This window comes from Microbacterium sp., assembly GCF_047606685.1.
GTDB lineage: Bacteria > Actinomycetota > Actinomycetes > Actinomycetales > Microbacteriaceae > Microbacterium.
This window is the reverse complement of the sequence record NZ_JASGEC010000060.1, coordinates 1-20,641: the sequence shown is the minus strand read 5'-3', so window position 1 is coordinate 20,641 and position 20,641 is coordinate 1. Positions and strand designations below refer to the sequence as shown.

21 protein-coding genes are annotated in these 20,641 nt (G+C 67.6%); 18 read left to right on the top strand and 3 right to left on the bottom strand.

Annotated elements, in window-relative coordinates; translation table 11 throughout:
• The first annotated feature begins 82 nt into the window (after positions 1-82).
• From QM611_RS06740 to QM611_RS06710, 7 genes are all read left to right on the top strand, one after another.
• Positions 83-1,279, top strand: a complete 1,197-nt coding sequence (locus tag QM611_RS06740; protein WP_415079141.1) for an inorganic phosphate transporter — start codon at positions 83-85, stop codon at positions 1,277-1,279.
• 33 nt (positions 1,280-1,312) lie between these two features.
• On the top strand, positions 1,313-1,600 hold the full coding sequence (locus QM611_RS06735) for a hypothetical protein (RefSeq protein ID WP_415079140.1): 288 nt from the start codon (positions 1,313-1,315) through the stop codon (positions 1,598-1,600).
• Between the two features lies 1 nt (position 1,601).
• Positions 1,602-2,234, top strand: a complete 633-nt coding sequence (locus tag QM611_RS06730) for a DUF3349 domain-containing protein (RefSeq protein ID WP_415079139.1) — start codon at positions 1,602-1,604, stop codon at positions 2,232-2,234.
• A gap of 426 nt (positions 2,235-2,660) precedes the next feature.
• Positions 2,661-2,855 (top strand): hypothetical protein, encoded by a 195-nt coding sequence (locus tag QM611_RS06725; RefSeq protein WP_415079138.1) that lies wholly within the window; start codon positions 2,661-2,663, stop codon positions 2,853-2,855.
• Entirely contained in the window at positions 2,848-3,132 is a 285-nt protein-coding gene (locus QM611_RS06720; RefSeq protein ID WP_415079137.1) for an RES domain-containing protein, read from the top strand. Before QM611_RS06725 ends, QM611_RS06720 begins: the two co-directional genes overlap by 8 nt.
• Before the next feature lie 612 nt (positions 3,133-3,744).
• Positions 3,745-4,083 carry a PadR family transcriptional regulator gene (locus QM611_RS06715; protein WP_415079136.1) on the top strand — a complete coding sequence of 113 codons (339 nt, stop codon included), beginning with the start codon at positions 3,745-3,747 and terminating at the stop codon, positions 4,081-4,083.
• Positions 4,080-5,015, top strand: coding sequence for an HAAS signaling domain-containing protein (locus QM611_RS06710; protein WP_415079135.1), 936 nt, complete (start codon positions 4,080-4,082; stop codon positions 5,013-5,015). Before QM611_RS06715 ends, QM611_RS06710 begins: the two co-directional genes overlap by 4 nt.
• 62 nt (positions 5,016-5,077) lie before the next feature.
• Here the strand turns inward: QM611_RS06710 and QM611_RS06705 are convergent, their stop codons facing one another.
• A complete protein-coding gene (locus QM611_RS06705; RefSeq protein ID WP_415079134.1) occupies positions 5,078-5,413 on the bottom strand; it encodes a YdeI/OmpD-associated family protein in 336 nt (111 codons plus the stop codon).
• 153 nt (positions 5,414-5,566) lie between these two features.
• Here QM611_RS06705 and QM611_RS06700 point away from each other — a divergent pair, with 153 nt between their 5' ends.
• The 5 genes from QM611_RS06700 to QM611_RS06680 all read left to right on the top strand — a co-directional run bounded on the left by QM611_RS06700 (position 5,567) and on the right by QM611_RS06680 (position 8,024).
• The gene (locus QM611_RS06700; RefSeq protein WP_415079133.1) at positions 5,567-5,902 is read left to right on the top strand and encodes an ArsR/SmtB family transcription factor; all 336 of its coding nucleotides are present in this window, start codon (positions 5,567-5,569) and stop codon (positions 5,900-5,902) included.
• Positions 5,895-6,164 carry a hypothetical protein gene (locus QM611_RS06695; protein ID WP_415079132.1) on the top strand — a complete coding sequence of 90 codons (270 nt, stop codon included), beginning with the start codon at positions 5,895-5,897 and terminating at the stop codon, positions 6,162-6,164. The genes QM611_RS06700 and QM611_RS06695 overlap by 8 nt, the downstream gene beginning before the upstream one ends.
• Before the next feature lie 5 nt (positions 6,165-6,169).
• A complete protein-coding gene (locus QM611_RS06690) occupies positions 6,170-6,523 on the top strand; it encodes a TfoX/Sxy family protein (RefSeq protein WP_415079131.1) in 354 nt (117 codons plus the stop codon).
• Positions 6,524-6,948: 425 nt separating this feature from the next.
• A complete protein-coding gene (locus QM611_RS06685) occupies positions 6,949-7,476 on the top strand; it encodes a helix-turn-helix domain-containing protein (protein ID WP_415079130.1) in 528 nt (175 codons plus the stop codon).
• Complete coding sequence (locus QM611_RS06680) at positions 7,473-8,024, top strand: PIN domain-containing protein (protein ID WP_415079129.1); 552 nt, start codon at positions 7,473-7,475, stop codon at positions 8,022-8,024. Before QM611_RS06685 ends, QM611_RS06680 begins: the two co-directional genes overlap by 4 nt.
• Before the next feature lie 28 nt (positions 8,025-8,052).
• Here the strand turns inward: QM611_RS06680 and mobF are convergent, their stop codons facing one another.
• Positions 8,053-11,487: a MobF family relaxase gene (gene mobF, locus QM611_RS06675; protein WP_415079128.1), complete on the bottom strand. Its 3,435-nt coding sequence runs from the start codon at positions 11,485-11,487 to the stop codon at positions 8,053-8,055.
• 119 nt (positions 11,488-11,606) lie between these two features.
• Between mobF and QM611_RS06670 the strand changes: the two genes are divergently transcribed.
• From QM611_RS06670 to QM611_RS06655, 4 genes are read left to right on the top strand one after another with little or no spacing between them, the layout of a single operon-like run.
• A complete protein-coding gene (locus tag QM611_RS06670; protein WP_415079127.1) occupies positions 11,607-12,683 on the top strand; it encodes a restriction endonuclease in 1,077 nt (358 codons plus the stop codon).
• Positions 12,680-14,248, top strand: coding sequence for a type I restriction-modification system subunit M (locus QM611_RS06665; protein ID WP_415079126.1), 1,569 nt, complete (start codon positions 12,680-12,682; stop codon positions 14,246-14,248). Before QM611_RS06670 ends, QM611_RS06665 begins: the two co-directional genes overlap by 4 nt.
• Complete coding sequence (locus tag QM611_RS06660; RefSeq protein WP_415079125.1) at positions 14,245-15,498, top strand: restriction endonuclease subunit S; 1,254 nt, start codon at positions 14,245-14,247, stop codon at positions 15,496-15,498. The genes QM611_RS06665 and QM611_RS06660 overlap by 4 nt, the downstream gene beginning before the upstream one ends.
• Positions 15,495-18,554: a type I restriction endonuclease subunit R gene (locus QM611_RS06655; protein ID WP_415079124.1), complete on the top strand. Its 3,060-nt coding sequence runs from the start codon at positions 15,495-15,497 to the stop codon at positions 18,552-18,554. The genes QM611_RS06660 and QM611_RS06655 overlap by 4 nt, the downstream gene beginning before the upstream one ends.
• Positions 18,555-18,804: 250 nt before the next feature.
• Here the strand turns inward: QM611_RS06655 and QM611_RS06650 are convergent, their stop codons facing one another.
• Entirely contained in the window at positions 18,805-19,515 is a 711-nt protein-coding gene (locus QM611_RS06650) for a hypothetical protein (RefSeq protein WP_415079123.1), read from the bottom strand.
• A 141-nt stretch (positions 19,516-19,656) separates the two neighbouring features.
• On the opposite strand from QM611_RS06650, the gene QM611_RS06645 reads away from it, so the two are divergent.
• Together QM611_RS06645 and QM611_RS06640 are read left to right on the top strand one after the other, a co-directional pair.
• Positions 19,657-19,854, top strand: coding sequence for a hypothetical protein (locus QM611_RS06645; protein WP_085106792.1), 198 nt, complete (start codon positions 19,657-19,659; stop codon positions 19,852-19,854).
• A partial coding sequence (locus QM611_RS06640) for a tyrosine-type recombinase/integrase (RefSeq protein ID WP_415079122.1) occupies positions 19,854-20,641 on the top strand: 788 nt, incomplete at its 3' end. The genes QM611_RS06645 and QM611_RS06640, both read left to right, overlap by 1 nt.

The following is a 20,641-nucleotide window of genomic DNA, read 5'->3' as shown; positions in this document are numbered from 1 at the left end:
TCGTGAACACTCGGTGAACGGCCGAGGAAGACTCCCTGATTCCGCCGATTCGGGGCTCGGCGCGCTGCGAGACTCGTGAACTATGAGCGCTGAGATACTCATTCTGATCCTCGTGATCGTCACCGCCCTTGCCTTCGACTTCACGAACGGCTTCCACGACACCGGCAACGCCATGGCGACCTCGATCGCCACGGGGGCGCTCAAGCCGAAGACCGCCGTCACGATCTCCGCGATCCTGAACCTCGTCGGCGCGTTCCTGTCGGTCGAGGTGGCCGCGACCATCACGAAGGACGTCCTGAAGATCCAGACCGAGAGCGGAGCGCTCGTCGACGGGCTGACCGCGCAGACCGCGATGACGATCATCTTCGCGGGCCTGGTCGGCGGCATCCTGTGGAACCTGCTCACGTGGCTCCTGGGCCTTCCGAGCAGCTCGTCGCACGCCCTGTTCGGCGGCCTCATCGGCGCCGGCATCGCCGGGGCCGCGACCATCAACTGGTCGGGCATCGCGACCAAGATTGTCGTCCCCGCCCTCTTCGCGCCGGTCATCGCCTGCGTCGTGGCCGCGGCCGGCACGGCGCTCGTCTACGCGCTCACCAAGCGCGCGTCCCAGAGGCGCCGCGACAACGGGTTCCGCTGGGGCCAGATCGGCACGGCATCCCTCGTCTCCCTCGCCCACGGCACCGGCGACGCGCAGAAGACCATGGGCGTCATCGCCCTCGCGCTCATCGCGCACGGCTCGCTGACCGTGGACGGCATCCTCGAGGACGGGCTGCCGGTGTGGATCATCGTGGTCTGCGGTGTCGCTATCGCCCTCGGCACCTACCTCGGCGGCTGGCGCATCATCCGCACGCTCGGCAAGGGCCTCGTCGAGATCGAGTCGCCCCAGGGCATGGCGGCCGAGGCATCCTCCGCCGCGATCATCCTCACCTCGAGCTCCATGGGCATGGCGCTGTCGACGACGCACGTCGCGACCGGGTCGATCCTCGGCTCCGGTGTCGGCAAGCCCGGCGCCGAAGTGCGGTGGAACGTCGCGCTGCGCATGGTCACGGCGTGGCTGACCACGCTCCCGGCGGCCGGCGTCGTCGGAGCGGTGTGCTACTTCATCGCGAACGGCGTCGGCGGGCTGGCGGGTGCGCTCACCGTGTTCGCCATCCTGGTGGGCCTGTCGCTGTACATGTACCTGCGCAGTCGCAAGCAGCGCGTCGACCCCTCGAACGTCAACGCGGAGTGGGACGGCTCGGTGGTTCCCCAGGCCGAGGCCGCCGCGTCCGCGGTGTGAGCTAGCGTTTCAACGGAAGCGAGAAGAAAGACGATGATGGACATCAACTTCCCTGAGATCCTGCTCGCCGCCGTGCGCGTGCTGGGCGTGGGGCTGCTCTTCGGCGCGGGACTGCCCGCGCTGTTCGCCCTCGGCATCCGGCTGCGCGCGGCCGGAGCCGGAGAGGTCGCCGACGGCGTGCAGGCGGCTCGTCGCCCCGCGCTGACGGCCACCGGCAACGTGCTCTTCCTGATCGTGATCGCGGCGGTCGTCACGGGCGTGCTCTGGATCACCCGCCACAGCCTGGACCACTACCTCGGCATCTCGCTGTTCGGAGTCTGACATGGCCGAAGGAGTGATCTCGTCGGTGCTGCGCTGGCTGCGCGTCGGCTACCCCGAGGGCGTCCCGCCGAAGGACTACTTCCCGCTGCTGGCGCTCCTGCGCCGCACTCTCACCGAGGCCGAGTTCGATGATGTGATCGCCGAGCTCGACGAGCTGAGCGCCGATCCGGTGCGCAAGTCCGACATCCGTGCGGCGATCGAGCGGGTGACCGCAGAGCCGCCGCGCGAAGACGAGGTTCGCGCGGTCGCGGCTCGGCTCGCCGCGGTCGGCTGGCCGCTCAGCGGCGGCGTGCAGCGGCTCGTCGACGAGGTGGACGAGCCGCCGCGCGCGTCCGGTGCGGAGCGCGGCCCCGTCGAGCGCGTGCTCGCATGGCTGCGCGAGGGCTACCCCGACGGCGTGCCGTCGGTGGACTACGCCCCCATCCTCGCTCTGCTGCGCCGCCGCCTGAGCGACGACGAGGTGCGCGCGGTCGCCGACGCGCTCATCGCGCAGCAGGGGGCGGACGCCGATCAGCACGCCTCGCGGGTCGACGCGCAGGTGCTGATGACGAAGGTGCTCGGCGAGCTTCCGTCCGAGGCGGACGTTGCGCGCGTCGAGCAGCGCCTCGCCGCGGTCGGCTGGGCCCTGGTCTGACGCGGTCGCGGCCGTCGGGCGGGCTCTCGAGCTGACGCCGAGCGTCGGAGCATCGCGTCAATGTCGGAGGATCTGCGCCGAATCCTCCGACATCCGCCCTGCTCTCCGACACCCACCCGGCCCCTGCCCGGGCCGCACGGCGGCCGCGAGATGTGTGTCGGTAGGGACTGCGACGATGGAGTGGGCGTAATCTGGGAAGACAAAAGCGCGACAGAATCGGGACGCAATGACCGAGACTCTAACGACGACAAGGGCCCCTGCGGCTTCAAGGTCGAAGGCTCACAGCGACGCTGTGCAGATCGATATTCAGGACGTCGCGGCACAGCTGCAGCGCGTGCTTGGCAAGCACCTTCTCTCGCGCTCATCGTTGATCGCGATGTGCGCACCGTTCAACGGTGGGTGTCTGGCGAGAACCACCCGGGGACTGTGGAAGAGCGCAAGCTCCGCAACACGTTCCAGGTGTACGGGCTCCTCTCATCGGTCGAGGGCGACCACACGGTTCGCGCCTGGTTCATGGGAATGAATCCGCAGCTCGACGACGACTCTCCTGCGGAGGCGCTTGCCGCTGAACGCTTCCGAGAGGTTGCCTCTGCTGCGCGGGCCTTCGCGGCCGGTGGTTGAGCCGCGTCTTGTCGAGGCGCCCCGCGAGCTTTGGCGCGTGGGGCGCCGGCCGGAGCCCTTGAACTTCTCGAGGATCAGTCCGACCGACGCGCAGAATCGTGCCGGCGGCAATCGCTTTGACGTGCCGGGCGGCGGGGTCCTCTACGCGGCGACCCATCCAGACGGGGCATTCGCGGAGACACTGGCGCGGTTCCGGCCGACCGCAGCCATTCGAGCACTGCCACGCGAGGCCGATGAGCACTTCATGGAAGTCGGGGCCGTCCCCGCGGACTGGTGAACGCGACGCCAGATCGTCCGGTTCAGCTTGGAGGACCCTCTGCCATTGGTGGATATCGATCACCCGGCAACCCACGCGTTTCTCACGGCTGAGATCCCTGCACAGTTGACCGCGCTCGGTCACGAGACGTTGGACGTCGCTACGGTGCGCGGGAGAGACCGGTTCCTGACCCGCTACCTTGCCGAGTGGTTCTTCGGCCGTGTGGATGAGGACGGGCGATTCCTGTACTCGGGGATCAGATACGGGTCAAGGCTTGGGCAGTACGAGTGCTGGGCGCTGTTCGAGGGAGTGTCGATTGCGCGCTAGGAGGCCGACGCGATCGATCGCGCCGACCCTCGCCTCTTGAGCGTCGCCCGCGACTTCGACCTCTCCGTGCACTGATTGATGCCGTCTAGTAGGCGCGGGGCTGACGCCGAGCGTCGGAGCATCGCGTCAATGTCGTCCGCGTGCGGGCGAATCCCCGCCGCTGACGGGGCCGGGCGGAGGAGATCTGCCGAGTGGAGGACGGGATGCTGCGAAAGCATCCTCCCCTCGGCCCATCTCCTCCTCTCAGCACACCTTGCTGCGCAAGCCTTGCTTTACAAGTCTTGCTATGCAAGGTAGAGTCGAGGCATGGCCGACGACGACGAGCGGATCGCCACGAACATCCGCAAGGGAGTGCTCGAGTTCTGCGTGCTCGCCCTGCTCGCGCGGCGTGAGATGTACGGCCTGCAGCTCGCCGACGAGCTGGTCGAGCGCGGCCTGACCGCGAGCGAGGGCAGCCTGTACCCGCTGCTGGCGCGCATGCGCGACACCGGCAGCGTCAGCACGCGCTGGGAGTCGGCGGCATCCGGTCGCCCGCGCCGCTACTACGCCGTCACCGACCGGGGCCGCGATCAGCTCCGCACCTTCGCCGCCGTCTGGCAGACCATCGTGCCGCAGGTCGGCGCTCTTCTGAAGGAGGAGTCATGAGCAATCCTGACGTCGACAAGTACGTGCGGGAACTGGATGCCTCGCTCACGGGGATTCCGGATGCCGCCCGCCAGACGATCCTCGACGACGTGCGCGCGCACGCGGCCGACGCGATCGAGGCCGGCCGCGACCCCGAGTCGGTGCTCGCCGCGCTCGGCGCGCCGGAGGCGGTCGCCCGCACCGCCCGCGAAGAGCTGGGTCTGCCGCCCGCCGCGCCCGCTGAGCCCGCCGATCCGGCCACGCGGGCGGGCCGCATCCTGCACGGGGCCGCGCTCGCGCTCGCGGTGGTGACCGCTGTGTTCGTGACCTTCCTGTTGCCGCTGTACACGACCGCCCAGTCGGTGCAGTCCAGCAACGGCTTCGAGCAGGAGGTGTACGCGACATCCACTCTCTTCGAGCAGATGGGCATCGGCGTCGGCCTGCTTCCGCTGCTGCCCGCGGCGCTCGTGCTGCTGCCGCTCGTGCTGCCGTCGCGGGCGCGCGCCGTCGCCGGGTGGGCCGTCGCGGGGCTGGTGACTGCGGCATCCCTCCTCGCCGGATTCACGATCGGCGGCTTCTACGTGCCGCTCGCGCTGCTGCTGTGGGCGGCGATGCTCGTGCCGATCTGGATGCGCGGCGGCCGCGTCTGGCGCATCGTCGGCGCGGTGGCGCTGCTGCTGCCGGCCATGCTCGCCTTCGGCGGCCTGCTCACCGGAACGCTGCAAGACGCGAGCGTGCCGATGTGGGTGACGTTCTTCGTGGTCGTGCTGCTCGCGGTGCTCTTCGCGGCGCGCGTGCCGCTGATCGACGCGGTCGTCGGGGTGCTCGGCGTCGGCGTGATGCTGCTGGGCGTCTTCGACAGCGGGATGCTGCTGCTCGCGCTGTGGTGGTCAGGCGGGCTGTGGCTCGTGGTGGGGCTCTGCGGCCTGGTGGCGCGCGGCAGCATCCGTTGAGGTCGGGGGCGGGCCCCGAGGGTCGGGAGATTGAGCCAACGCCACCCGGATGGGCTCGGCGGTCAACGCCCGAGCGCGCTCCGCCCGGCGGGAGTCATCCGCCCCTCGGCCTCGAGCCGATCGGCGAGCGCGGCGTTGCGGGGCGATGCCGTGCCCTTCGTGCGGCGGGGCGTGAACTTCTGCAGGTACGACGTCCGGTCGTTCGCCCGACGCGTGCTCTCACTCCAGCCGAAGGCGATTCCCGCCTCCAGCAGATCGTGGAAGGAGACCGAGGGCTTCGAGCTGTCGGCCTTCTGCAGCACGACCCAGAGGCCCGGGTGAGTCTCGTGGTTCTCGACGAGCCATGCCCACAGGTCGTCGACAGAGTCGAATGACCGGCGCTCGAGATCTTGCTGCACTGTGCGCGCCTTCCTCGACGGGGTGATGGGTGTGCCGTCGCCCAGGCTACCCGCGGGCTCTGTGCCGACGGGGGTGGTGTCGCTTGTGCATGTAACCATGAGTACAAACAGTCATTTGTGTTATGGTGAACGCGACCAAGCGAGGAGGCGGCGATGGGCGCGGAGGCTGCGGTCGACCTCGATCTCGCGCTGCGGGCGTTGGCCGACGGAAACCGGCGCGCGATCCTGCGGGTGATCCGCTCTGCTCCGCAGCCGGTCGGGGCGATCGCCGAGGAGGTCGGCCTTTCGCAGCAGACGGCCTCCCACCATCTCGGAGTGCTGCGGAGGGCGGGCCTCGCCGTGGGCACTCGGGATGGCACGCGCCACTTGTTCGCGGTCGACACCGACGGGCTCGCGGCCGTGCGCTCGTACCTCGACGATTTCTGGCCCGGAAAGCTGGCCGACCTGAAGGCGGTCATCGAGTCGCGGAAGCCGATCGCCCGTGGCTGAGTTCCGAGACTCCATCGACATCGCCGCGGCGCCCGAGACCGTGTTCGAGTACTTGACCACCAACGACGGCACTCGCGGCACAAGCGAAGGAGAGTCCGATGGCTCAAGAGTCCGAGCACGACATCGTGCGCACGTACCACCGCGCCTGGACGAGTGGCGACGTCGAGACCGCGACGGGCTACGTCGCCGAGACGGCAAGATCGCCGAGAGCGTGCTGATCTTCGACCGGCTCTCCTTCGGCCCGCCCGACCAGGGGGAGTGAGAGGGATGGCTGTGACGCCCGAGCAGGCGGAGCTCATCGAACGGATCCGTGCGCTGGTGGCAGATGAGCCCGTGGTGCGTGAAGTGCCGATGTTCGGCAGCCGCTCTGTGATGGTGAACGAGAAGATGATCGTCAGCGCGTTGAAGGGCGGCAGGCTGCTGGTGCGAGTGGATGCTGGCCGGCACGACGAGCTGCTGGCCCGGCCGGGAGCGGTGCAGGCGGAGATGGGGCCAGGGCGCGACATGGGGCCGGGCTGGATCGAGGTCGCGGCTGACGCGATCGGGGGCGACGAGCAGCTGTCGTTCTGGGTTGGGGTCGCCATGGAGCACAACCGCGCCGTGACGGGCGGGCGCCCGTGAGCCGCTGATCGTGTCCTCGAGCGCTTTTCTCAGCGGCGAACCGCGCGGGAGCCGACGTGAACAGTCGCGGCACTCACGCTCTGATCACGGTGAAGATCAGAGCGTGAGGGGCGCGACGACGCACCGTTTCGATGCCACGACCGCCAAAAATGAAGAACCCCCTCGGTGTAGAAGCCACCTCGGGGGGTTCAGTGGCTCCGACGGGCGTCGATCCCGTGACCTCACGATTTTCAGTGAGTTCGGGGGCGAAATCGCACTGTATCTATGGCGGCGGCTTGCTTCTGACCAGGTATTTTCCTGGATAGTCGCAGTTGCTCGCAGTTGGTTCGGTGGCCGGAAATGGCCCGGATATGGCCCAGGGTCGGCAGGTCCGCCACCCGACTTTGTGTTCGATTTTTTCGTTTTGTCCAAGTAGGATGAGTACTATGAGCACCTCGACCGCCACCCCACGCGGTGCCCGCAAGGCACAGACCTACCTCCCCGAGGCCGACGCTCGTGAGGAGATTCTCGACTTCGCCGAGTTGATGCGCGAGCTCGAGGTCTTCCTCGCGCAGAGCTCGTCCAAGGCTGCGCTCGTCGACCCCCAGGGCAACGCCCGTCCCATCCCGGATGAGATCTTCCGCATCCTCGATCAGGTGACGAACGCGCTCGCCGCGGGTGAGGGCATCACGATCGTGCCGCAGGGCATGACCATGACGACGCAGCAGGCCGCGGACTTCCTTGGCATCAGCCGCCCGACGCTGGTCCGTCTCCTGGAGGCGGGCGACATCGCTTACGACAAGCCCGGCCGCCACCGTCGTGTCCGGTTGGAGGACTTGGTCGCGTACCAGGCGAACTTCCGTGCCGAGCGTCGCGCTGCGCTGCGCGAGTTGCAGCGCGCGAGTCTGGGGGCGAAGGTTCAGGTCGGTAACCCGGCCGATGTGACGCGCCGTGCGGAGCTGGACGCTGAGTGAGCTTTCCCGCCTTCTTCGATACCAACGTTCTCTACGGGGCGCTGCTCAACGATTTCATCCTCGAACTCGCTGATCGTGGACTGTTCCGGCCGTTGTGGTCGAAGGATGTGCTGTTCGAGCTGGCGAAGAACCTCGTGAAGAACGGCGAGGACCCGGCGCTCGTCGAGAAGCGCGTCGGCACGATGGAGCACTATTTCGCCGATGCGATGGTCACCGGCTACGACGATCTGGTGCCGACGATGACGAACGACGAGAAGGATCGGCACGTCCTCGCAGCCGCCGTCCGCGGTGGCGCCGAAGTGCTGGTGACCTTCAACACGAAGCACTTCCCGGCGGAGGCCGTCGAACCGTTCGACCTCGAAGTCGTCCACCCCGACGACTTCCTCCTGGATCAGCTCGACCTCTACCACGCGCCGACGCTTCGCGCCCTGGTCGAACTCGTCGAGGGATACGACTCTCCGGCGATGACTGTCGATGACTTCCTGCTCTCACTCACCCGTGCCGGGGTGCCGAAGTTCGTGGATGCGGCCCGGTCGAAGCTTTACTGAGTATTCGCGGGAGCGCGCCGTGCGGTGGTCATAGCCCAAGCCCATGACTGGGCGGCGTCGGCCCGCGGTCTGGAGGGCGGCGAGTGAAGTCGTGGAGCTGCATGGCGCGTGCCTTCCGCGCGACCAGGGCGCGCTCGGCAGCCTCGCGCCGGGCCTGCTCCTGAGCGGCGCGGTCGCGAATGAGCTGCGCTGCCTCGGCCACGGGTAGGGCCTCGATGGTGGCGAGGTCGCGGCGGGCCGTCTCTACCTGCGCCCGCCATTGGGCGGCGAGCTTCCGCGGGCTGCTCGGGGTTCGATCCCCGAACGCCTGGGCGATGAGGGCGCGGTTCTGCTGCGTGTGCCGGGCTGCGAGTTCCTGCTGCTTCTGCTTGGCATCCGCGACGCGCTCACGCTGCTCGACCACGCGAGGATGCGCGTCGGCCTCACGGCCTGCGACGGTCGCGGCCCACCCCTCAACGCTCGTGGCCGTGGCAGGGATGCTGCCCCAACGCTGGCGAGCGGCCGTCTCGGCGGTCTCACGCTCGCGTATCGCGGCACTCAGCGCACGGGCCGCGCTGCGCTTGCGGAACCCTCGCGTCGCACTCCGCGTCCGCGATGCCTCCCACACCCGCGACTGTGCGGTGATGACCGCCGTGCCGTCCGCGGTTGCTTGGGCGATGAGCGGGTCGGCGACCGCCGCTCGCACTCGCTGTGCCTCCGCTTCGGCCGCAGTGACCATCGCCTTCTGCTTGTCCGTCTCGTTCTTGTGCCGGTTTGCCAGCGTGGCGAACGCGGCTGCCTCCCGTTCCCACTTCGACGTCGCCCGCTCGGCTTGTTCGATCAGCTTCGTGAGACGAGCGCGCTCGGCGTTCACGATCGTCGCGGGACCGTCCGCGACGATTCCGGCGACGGCGAGTCTCGCCCGTTCGGTCGCCTCGCGGAGCCCCCGATCGGCGCGATCCCGCTCGAGTGCGGCCGCGAACTGCTCGCGCGCGTCCCCGAGGTCCGCGGAGACGACGTGCAGGCGGTTCGCCTCGCGGCCGCGGGTGAGGCCGACATAGACGCCGGCCGCGCTGAGGGCGTCGGTGAGGATCGTGTGGGACTCGGGGGCGGTGAGGCCCTGGACGCCGTAGGCGGTCGCGGCATAGGCCAGGTGGGTGTGCTCCGTGACGTACTCGGCGGGCAGCCACGCGGTGCGCTGCTGCTTCCGGCCGGAGGCGGGGTCCCGCGCCCACAGGCTCCCGTCGTCTCCGACCTGTTGGACGATCCAGGTCTGCCGGTTCGCCACGCCCACCTCCGCGTCGTTGCGGCGGGTCTGGATCAAGTCGCCCCGGCCGATGCTGAGGCCGTCCGAGCCTTCGGTGGTGCGGGCGTCGTCGACCACGCCCTCCCGCACGCGGTCCTCGTGGATCAGGGCGTTCAGCTCGCGGGCCTCGTCGTTTGTCGCCGTGGTGATCGCGGCCCCGTCGATCCGCTCGGCGGCGACCGCGGTATGCAGCGTCTCGGCGTCCTCGTGCAGCACGACCAGGCCGAGCGCGTACAGCCGGTCGAACAGCTTGGTGGGGTCGCGGCCGGCCCGCAGGTCGAGAGTGAGCTGCGCGTAGTCGGGATCGGTGAAGCGGTGCAGGCTCGTCAGGTCGAACACCCGCGGAGTCAGGGCGGCGGCGATGTCGAACACGCCGCCCCTGCCGACTGCGGGGAGCTGCGCCCGGTCCCCGACGAGCGCGAGCGTTGCGCTGGCCTCGTCCGCGATGGTCAGGAGGGCGAGGGCGGTGTCCTGGTCGAGCATCCCGGCCTCGTCCACCACGATCCGCTCACCGGCAGCCAGGCGGTTCGCCTTCGCGGGGCCGCGGTAGGTTGCACCCGTTTCCGAGTCCGTGTCGCCCACGGCAAGGCGGGTCCAGACGCCGTCGGCGTTCCACCGGAACCCGTGTGCGTGGACGAGCGCGGCCACGGAGTCGGTCGGCACGCCGAGCTCGCTGGCGGCGACCTCGGCGGCCTTCTTCGTCGGCGTCACCACCCGCACGGTGCGGCCGTCCTGCTCGGCGGCGCGGATCGCTGCGCCGAGCATGGTGGTCTTGCCCGCGCCGGCCGCGCCCTCGACCACGACCAGCGGCCGGGCCGAGGCGACCGCGGCAGCGGCGCGCGCCTGGTCCGCGTCCAGCCCCGGCTCCCGCACGGCCGGGTTTGCACCGGACGTGCGCACGGTGGCGCGTGCAGCGAGCCGGTCGCGCAGCTCCGTCTCGACCGCAACGACGTGCAACGTCGTCAGATGCGCCACATGCTCGTGCGTAGGTGCGCCGGGCGGGAGGATCGAGAGGCAGTCGTCGGCGGCCAGCCGTGTCGTGATCCCGATGAACTCGCGCAGCTCGTCCGGGGTGGCCCGCACGCCGGCCTCGGTGACGATGCGCGCCACCTGCTCCTGCACGTCATGCATGGTCCACGCCGACGCCCCGGCCGCAGTTCGGTCGAGCGCACGGGAGGCCACCTGCTGCACGGTCAGCTCGTCCAGCGTGCGCGCCGGTTGCACGGTGGCGCGCGGCAGGTCGGGCGTGTAGCCGGCGTCCTGCAACTCGCGCAGCCAGCCCGCCTCGGACCCGAGCGTGCTGGGCTTCTTGCTCGGCCGCTCGTGATCCCACGCCTTCGCCTGCAACCTGGCGCGCACCACCGGCCCCGGCTCGACGCCGGGATGCGCCGCCTCCCACTCGGCGGTGAACTTCTCCAGGTTGCGCGCCACCTGCGCGCCGCGCTTGGACATCAGCGCGTTCCACGGCTCCAGCTCCGCGACCTCCCCGGTCACCGGATCGAGCGTCAGGCCGTGCGCGTCGAGCACCTGGGCGAGCTGCGGGTGCGCCGCAAGGACCGCGGTGCCGAGGGCACGGATCGCGCCCTGCTGCCGGAACAACGCCGCCGTGTCCAACCCGCGCCACGCACCGGCCGCCCAGACTCGGCTGCCGATCTGGAAGTGGATATGCCGGTGCGGATCACCGGCGCGGCTCGTCTTGTGCGAGACAGCGACTGTCTCCAACTGCTCGACCGGCACCACCTCCTGCGCGCCGCGCGGCCCGACTCGCGTGACGGAGTGCTGGCCGAGCCAGGAACGAATCTCCGCCACGGCGTCGCGCTGCGCCGCGTCCAACGCCTCGGACACCTCGGGGTGGAGCGCGGCGGCGACGGAGAGGGACTTGGGGACATTCACGACCATCTCCGCGAACCGCGGCGATCCACGCCTGCCGTCGCCGGGCAGTCGGGGCTTGCCCATCGACTCCCCGGTGAGCGGGTTCGTCCAATCGACCCACTGGCGGTACTCGTCGGCGGTCAGTGCGACCTCGCCGATCACCCGGCCCTCAGCATCGACCGCCGTGAACTCCGCCAGGGCGATGCCCGCCTCCAGGTAATACTCGTCAGCTCTGGCGCGGTCGGACTCCAGATAGCGCAGCGCATCCGCCCCGGTGCCCCGGAACAGGATCACGCCGCCTCTCATGGCCCACCACTCGTTACTCAGATACTTGCAAATATCGACGGTAGCATACGTCCATTCCGAGGGATAGGGGTGGGAAGGGCCGTCCTGGGGGCAGATCGCACATCGGTAGGGTCATAACTGTGAGCGTGGAGACGATGGAGCCGAGGGCATGGCTGGTACGCGGGTCGAAGAACTACGGATTCGACCAGTGGATGCTCGATAGTGGATTCACGGCCGTCGACTTCCGCGAAGTAGGCGACCTGAGCGCGGCGAAAGACCTGCCCGCGATGCGTGCGTTGCTCGCCCCGGTGATGCCGGACAAGTCGGAAAAGGCGATCGGCAACTACGCCGCTCAGCTCAACGCCTTCGCGAACCGCATGGCGATCGGTGACATCGTCGTGCTCCCGCTCAAGAGCCTGGGTCGGCTCGCCTTCGGTGTGGTGACTGGCGAGTATCGGTACCTCTCGGGAACGGGGGTGTTGAACCATGTCCGCACGGTCGATTGGAGGCGCCCGGACGTGACTCGTGCCGCGATCAACCAGGATCTCCTATACTCGCTCGGCGCTTTCAGCACGGTAGTGCAGATTAGCCGGAACGACGCGGCGTACCGGCTCGGCAGGGTGCTGGGTGGCGCGGAGACCGATCCAGGTGCGCGGCCGGGTGTCGCGCTGACGTTGCCAAAGGCTGAGGATGACGTCGTCGACACGGATGAGGCGATCGCCAGCGACGGGCAGGACATCATTCGTTACTCGCGTGACCGCATTCTCACCAGGATCAAGGAGCAGTTCGCAGGGCACGCGCTGCAGGATCTCGTTGCAGAGGTACTGAGAGCCGAGGGCATGACGTGCAAGGTGCCGCCGAAGGGGGCGGATGGCGGGATCGACATCATCGCGGGCTCGGGAGTGCTTGGTATTTCGGCTCCGACGATCATCGTCCAGGTGAAGTCGCAGTCGAGTCGTGTCGGCTCTGAGGCGCTCGACCAACTCGGCGGGGTCGTCGGCCAGCATCAGGCGGATCATGGGCTGCTTGTGACGTTGGGTGGCCTGACGCCGCAGGCGCAGGCAAAGGTCGATGCGCAGCGGCTCCGGGTGGCGGTGTGGGACGCAGAGGAACTCGTCGATCGGTTGCTCAAGCACTATGAGGTGATGCCGGATCTGATCAAGGAGACAATCCCGCTGCGTCGCGCCTGGGTGATTGACGAGAGTGCGAGCGCATGACGCCGACGACAAAGGAAGCGCAGCGCGCCGAACTGCACAAGACGATCTGGCGGATCGCGAACGATCTTCGGGGCTCCGTCGATGGCTGGGACTTCAAGTCCTACGTCCTCGGGATGCTGTTCTACCGCTACATCAGCGAGAACCTCGCCGCGCACTTCGACCGCGCCGAGCGGGCGGCGGGCTATGCGGTGTTCTCCTACGCGACCCTCGATGACCGCGACGCCGAGCCGATGCGCGAGGTGACCGTTCTCGACAAGGGCTTCTTCATTCTGCCCTCCGAGTTGTTCGTCAACGTCCGTGCCCGCGCACGGCACGACGAGAACCTCAACGAGACGCTTGACGCCGTGTTTAAGCACATCGAGGGCTCGGCGGTGGGAGCTGCGAGCGAGAAGGACTTCAAAGGGCTCTTCGCCGACCTCGACGTGAACTCCGCGAGGCTTGGCTCCACCGTGCAACGGATCAACGAGAAGCTCGTGAAGCTGCTGGAGGCGATCGGCGATCTGCCGCTCGGCAGCTTCGAGGACAACACGATCGACGCCTTCGGCGACGCCTACGAGTACCTCATGCAGATGTACGCCTCCAGCGCGGGCAAGTCGGGTGGCGAGTACTACACGCCGCAGGAGGTCTCCGAGCTGCTAGCGCGGATCACGGTGGCGGGCAAGTCCGAGGTGAACAAGGTCTACGACCCAGCGTGCGGCTCCGGCGGCTTGCTGCTCCAGTTCGCCAAGGTGCTCGGCAAGGAGAACGTCCGGCGGGGTTTCTACGGTCAGGAGATCAACCTGACGACGTACAACCTCGCCAGGATCAACATGTTCCTGCACGACATCCCTTACGAGAAGTTCGACATCGCCCACGGCGACACGCTCATCGACCCGAAACACTGGGGCTTCGAGCCGTTCGAGGCGATCGTCTCGAACCCGCCCTACTCGATCAAGTGGCCCGGCGACAGCGACCCGGTGCTCATCGGCGACGAGCGCTTTGCCCCGGCCGGTGTGCTCGCCCCGAAGTCCGCGGCCGACCTCGCCTTCACGATGCACATCCTGCACTGGCTCGCGGTCGACGGCACGGCGGCGATCGTCGAGTTCCCCGGCGTGCTGTATCGCGGCGGGGCAGAGCAGAAGATCCGCAAGTACCTCGTCGAAAACAACTACATCGACACGGTCATCCAGCTCCCGCCCGATCTGTTCTTCGGCACCGGCATCGCGACTTGCATCATCGTGCTCAAGAAGTCGAAGAAGACCAACGACGTGTGCTTCATCGACGCCTCGACGCTCTTCACCCGCGTCGGCAACAAGAACAAGCTGCTCGCCGAGCACCGCGACCGCATCATCGAGGTCTTCACCGAGCGGGCGGATGCCAACTATCTCGTGAAGCTCGTCTCGTCCGCGGAGCTCGCGGAGAACGACTACCGCCTCTCCGTCGACGCCTACGTCGATAAGGAGGACACCACCGAGGCGATCGACATCACCGAGCTGAACGCCCGGATCGCCGGGATCGTCGCCCGCCAGGCCGAGCTGCGCACGCAGATCGACGCGATCGTCGCCGAGTTGGAGGTTGACGCATGAGTCGCATCGACGATCTCATCCGTGAGCTATGTCCGGACGGTGTGCCGTTCCGGGCCTTGCGTGACATCGGTGACTGGTATGGCGGGGGCACCCCATCGAAGTCCGTCTCCGAGTATTGGGCTGATGGAACCGTGCCGTGGTTGTCCCCAAAGGACATGACTGGCGAAGTCGTGGCAGTCACGGAGGATCACATCGCGGAAGCTGCCCTGCAGCGGGGATCGATCAAGCTGGTTCCGGCAGGTTCGATCGCGATCGTGGTCAGATCGAATATCCTCCGACGTCGCCTGCCCACCGCGTACGTCCCGATCAGCGTGACTCTGAACCAGGACATGCGTGCGGTTGTTCCGCATGGCGGCGTTCTCCCTCAGTATCTCGCTCATGTTCTCCATCAGCAGGCGAATGCCATCCTCGCTATCGCAGGTCGAATGGCTGGCTCGATGGCAGCGATCGAGAGTAAAGCGTTGCTTGCGCACCGGATACCCGTTCCGCCTGTTGGCGTTCAGGAGGAGATTGTTCGAGTACTCGACGTGTTCCAGGCACTGGAGTCGGAGTTGGAAGAGAAACTGCAGGCTGAGCTGGAGGCCCGCCGGCAGCAGTATGCCTTCTACCGTGACCGGGTTCTTAGCTTTCGCGAATTGAGCGGGGGGGGGGGGGTGACCTATCTTCAAATGGCTGAATTTGGCACATTCATCCGCGGCCGCCGGTTCACGAAGAATGACATGGTTCCGGTGGGCATCCCGAGCATTCACTATGGGGAGATTTACACGCACTACGGTGTCTCCGCGCGAGAGACCGTCAGCTATGTCCGGCATGACCTCGCCGGAAGCCTGCGTTACGCGAAGCCGGGCGACGTCGTGATCGCCGGTGTCGGTGAGACGGTCGAGGACGTGGCGAAGGCGGTCGCCTGGCTCGGCGACACCGAGGTCGCTATCCACGACGACTCGTTCGCCTTCCGCTCCGGGCAGGACCCTGCGTACATCGCCTATGTCATGCAGACCGCGGCATTTCACGGCCAGAAGGAGAAGTACGTTACCCGAGCCAAGGTCAAGCGTGTCGGAGGTGAGAGCCTCGGTAAGATCGTCGTTCCCGTCCCGCCGCTCGACGAGCAGCGGCGGATTGTCTCGATCCTCGACAAGTTCGACGCCCTCGTGAACGATCTCTTGATCGGCCTGCCCGCGGAGCTGGAGGCTCGGCGGCAGCAGTACGGGTACTACCGCGACCGCCTGCTGACCTTCCAGGAGGCAGCGTGACCGATCCAGCCCTGCGGTATGAGCCGATCGCGGTCTCCAGCGAGTCGACGGTCGTCGCGGAGTTCACGCCGGAGCCGGCCGTGGTCGCTGCTTACCAGTCGGAGGCGCAGCTCGAGGAGGCGTTCATCGGGCAGCTCGTCGCGCAGGCGTATGAGCGGCTCCGCATCACGACCGAGGCCGAGCTGGTAGCGAACCTGCGGGCGCGGATCGAGGCGCTGAACGCCTTCGTCTTCACCGATGAGGAATGGGCGCGTTTCTACCGAGACGAGCTGGCCCGCGACTCGGATGGCACCGTCGAGAAGACGGCGCGCATCCAGGAGAGCCACATCATCGCCTTTCGGCGCGATAACCGGACGACGAAGAACATCGCGCTGCTGGACAAGCGGAACATCCACAACAACGTACTCCAGGTGCTGAACCAGTACGAGGTCGACGGGGCGGAGGCGGCGGGCAGGTCGACCCGCTTCGATGTGACGATCCTCGTGAACGGCCTGCCGCTCGTGCACGTCGAGCTGAAGCGTCGTGGGGTGCCGATCCGCGAGGCGTTCAATCAGATCAGCCGCTATCAGCGCGACAGCTTCTGGATCGGCAGCGGCCTGTTCCAGTACGTGCAGCTCTTCGTGATCTCCAATGGCACGCAGACGAAGTACTACTCGAACACGACCCGCGAACGGCATATCGACGAGTCCACACGCGCAGGCTCCGCAGGCGTCAGGGGTGGCAGGGGCAAGCAGACCTCGAACAGCTTCGAGTTCACGTCATGGTGGGCTGCGGAGAACAACCAGCCGATCGAGGACCTCGCCGGTTTCACCAAGACGTTCTTCGCCAAGCACACGATCCTCAACATCCTGACGAAGTACTGCGTCTTCGACACCGACCGGATGCTGCTGGTGATGCGGCCGTACCAGATCGTCGCAACGGAGAAGATCCTCCAGCGCATCCTTACCGCCACGAATGCGAAGCAGCTCGGCAAGGTCGAGGCCGGCGGCTACATCTGGCACACGACCGGCTCTGGCAAGACGCTCACCTCGTTCAAGACCGCGCAGCTCGCCTCTCGGATGCCGGAGGTCGACAAGGTGCTCTTCGTTGTCGATCGCAAGGATCTCGACTACCAGACGATGAAGGAGTACAACCGCTTCGAGGAAGGGGCCGCGAACGGCAACAGCTCGACCGCGGTGCTCACCCGGCAGCTCGGCGACCCGACGAAGAGGATCATCGTCACGACGATCCAGAAGCTCTCGATCTTCGTCGAGCGGCACAAGCAGCACCCGATCTACGGGCAGCACGTCGTCGTCATCTTCGACGAATGCCACCGCTCGCAGTTCGGCGACATGCACGAGGAGATCACCAAGGCGTTCCGCCGGTACCACCTCTTTGGCTTCACGGGCACGCCCATCTTCGCGGCGAACGCCGCCAGCGGCGGCAAAGTGCACCTGCGCACGACGCAGCAAGCGTTCGGCGACAAGCTGCACACTTACACGATCGTCGACGCGATCCGCGACCGGAACGTGCTGCCATTCCGCATCGACTACATCGACACCATCAAGGCTCCCGCTGCGATCGCCGACAAGCAGGTGCGGGCGATCGACACCGAGCAGGCGCTGCTCGCCCCGGAGCGGATCGCGGGGATTACCGAGTACATCCGCGAGCACTTCGACCAGAAGACCCAGCGGCACGACACCTACGACTTCCGCGGCCGCCGCGTCGCGGGGTTCAACGCGATTTTCGCGACGGCGTCCATCGACGCGGCCCGCCGCTACTACAACCAGTTCTCCTGGCAGCAGCAGAGCATTCCCGAGGCGCAGCGTCTCAAGGTCGCGATCATCTACAGCTACGCGGCCAACGAGGCTGAGCAGGGCAGCGGCCTGCTGCCCGACGAGGCGATGGACACCGACCGGCTCGACAAGGTCTCACGGGACTTCCTCGAAGACGCCATCAATGACTACAACGACCTGTTCCGCACGAGCTTCTCCACCAGCGGGGACGGCTTCCAGCGTTACTACGTGGACCTCACGCAGCGGATCAAGAACCGCGAGATCGACCTCGTGATCGTGGTCGACATGCTGCTCACCGGCTTCGACGCGACGACGCTGAACACGCTCTTCGTCGACAAGAACCTCCGGCAGCACGGCCTCATCCAGGCGTTCTCGCGGACGAACCGCATCCTGAACGCCGTCAAGGCATACGGGAACATCGTCTCGTTCCGGAACCTGGAAGAGGCGACAAACGACGCCATCGCGCTCTTCGGCGACAAGGACGCGCGCGGCATCGTCGTGCTGAAGCCCTTCGCCGACTACTACGGCGACTACCAAGCGCTCGTCGACCGCCTGCTCACCGAGTTCCCGCCGGGCGAGGCGCCGTTCGGCGAAAAGGCCGAGAACGCCTTCATCGCCCTCTACGGCGGCATCCTGCGACTGCGGAACATCCTCACCGCGTTCGACGAGTTCGCCGGGAATGAGATCCTCCCGGAGGGCGTGCTCCAGGACTACCAGAGCCGCTACGTCGACCTGTACGCCGAGCGCCGCGAGCGGGCGAAGGTCGGCAAGGAGGCGATCACGGAGGATGTCGTCTTTGAGATCGAACTGGTCAAGTCCGTCGAGGTCGGTGTCGATTACGTGCTCATGCTCGTGCGCGCCTACAACGACGGCCGCGGCAAGGACCTGAAGGCCGACAAGGAGATCACGGCCTCCATCACCCGCGCGCTCGACTCCTCGATCACGCTGCGCTCCAAGAAGGACCTCATCGAGGCTTTCGTCGCGTCCATCGCCGTCAGCGCTGATGTCGACGAGGAGTGGCGGCGATTCATCGCGGAGCGCAAGGCTGAAGAACTCGCCACGATCATCGAGCGAGAGTCCCTGAAGCCGGAGGAGACGCAGGCGTTCATGGCCGCCGCCTTCCGCGACGGCGGCGTGCAGACAGCAGGGACGGCCATCGGTCGTCTCCTGCCCCCGATGCCGCGGTTCGGTGCCGGAGCAGCGACACGTTACGTCGAGAAGCGCGCGGCCGTCCTCGACGCGCTCGTGGCCTACTTCGAGCGATTCTTCGGACTCGGCTGAGCGGTGGAGCGATGGGTTGCCGAAGCTGCCCATGTATCCTGATCTACTTTTCTATGACCTGGAGACTCTGATGGCGCACAGTTCGCACAAGCGCTGGCGCGGCTGCGCGATGTGCAAGCCGCACAAGCACACCGGCAATGGAGACTCCGCGCGGACGCCGTTCCGTGTTCGCCGTCAACTCGGTGTGGATCGCCGCTGGTCGCGGCATGACACCGCCGAGCGGTAGGGCCGGAAGGGCGGTCAGGCGGCGTTACCCGGCCCGTCCGCGCCGTCCCGGCGGCAGCAGCCCGCGGTCGCGGGCCTTGGTCACCCATCCCTGCGCGGTGGAGAGGGCGACGCTGTTGATTTGCGCCATCGTCGCGCTCGGGTTGCGGTCGCCCTCCCTGGTCAGGCGGCCGTGCTGGAGGGCGACCAGCTCGTAGAAGTCGGGCGTCTTCTTCGGGTCGCCGAGCGGCCCCCGCAGGTCGCGCTCGCTGACCTTGTGGCCGGAGGGGAGGACGATCTTGCCGCCGGTGATCGTCTCGGTGCGCTTCATGGCGAACAGGCGCTTGTTGATTGCGGCCTCGATGCGGGCGGTCGGCAGCTCGCGCAGGAGCTGGCTCGTGATGGGGTCGCCGGGTCGCCACGGCAGGTAGATGACGCCGGTGATCCGCACCTCCTCGGGGACGGCGAACATCTGCCGCTGGAGCCGGATCATGACGCGGGTGTGCGTCTCGGTGTGCTCGATGTAGCGCCAGCGGCCGTCGACGGTCTCGTTCTCGTCGGACGCCGCCTGCGACCGGCGCTGCTCGTCGGTGACGAGCGAATCGTCGTAGCCGAGAAGGGCGTCGATCTCGTTGCTCGCGTCGTCCTCGCGCTCGCCAGGGAAGCGGTCGGGCAGGTACCAGCCCTCGGGCAGGTCGTCCGCGGTGATGAGCCCGTCGTAGGGCTGGTAGCCGCGGCGCGGAGGAGTGATAGACACCTGCCGAGTGTATCGACTTTCCCGTCTCAACTCAGATACTTGCCGAAATCCATGTGCGACGCTACAGTCAGATAACTGCAACTATCTGCGAACGTCAAGCGGGCGTCGAGGACGTAGCCATCCGGGTGGAAGGAGCGCGGCATGATCGAGACGGCATCACGGGTCGAGTATCTGAACCGCGTCGAAGCGGCCGAGCGGTGCCGCATCCCTGTCTCGTCCTTCGACAAGCTGCGGCGCGACGGCCTGGTGCCCGAGCCTGACGCCCGCATGGGCAAGCACCTGCTCTGGCGCGCCGACACCATCGACGAGTTGCTCGCCCGCGGCGGGACGGACACCTGATGGCCGGGCGGCCGGGCAAGGACTCCCCGGCGCGGATCGACCCGCGCACGGGCCGGCCACTGCCCGAAGGCATCCGCTGGCGTGCCGACCGCCAGCGGTATCAGATCCGTGTCGTCGGCCCGAGCGTGGACGGGGGAGCGGCCGAGCGGTCGCGTATGTTCCTCACGCTCGCGGAGGCGAAGCGCGAGCTGGCGAAGGTCATCGCTGGGCGGAACCCGAACGGCTCGATGACGCTGGAGCAGTGGCACGAGCGGTACTGGCCCGCGATCGAGGCGTCCGTCCGCCCGGCGACCGCGCGCTGCTACGACGTCGGCTGGCGGCTCCGGGTGAAGCCGAGTCTGGGGCGGCACCGGCTGGAGGACATCACCTCGCCCATGATCGAGTCCGCGATGGTCACCTGGTCCGGCGGCGCGTCGGCCAAGAACGACGCCCTCGCGGTGCTGTCCCGGCTGCTGGACGCCGCGCGGCGCTCCCGCTTCATCGACTACAACCCGGCTCGCGAGGTGAGGCGGCCGAGCATGCGCGAGTCCGTCTCGCCCATCTCCCGCGCCCTGACGCTGGAGCAGGTCGCCACCCTGCTCACGCTCGTCCCCGAGGGTGTGTACCGGCGCTACCTCGCGACCCTCGTCTACACGGGGATGCGCGCGGGCGAGGCGACCGCGCTGCGAGTGCGCGACGTGGACTTCGCGCACAACATCATCCGGGTCAGCCGGTCGCTGAGCCCCGGCAGGAACGGCGAGCTGGTGGAGCAGAGCCCCAAGAGCCACAAGTCCCGCGAGGTGCCGCT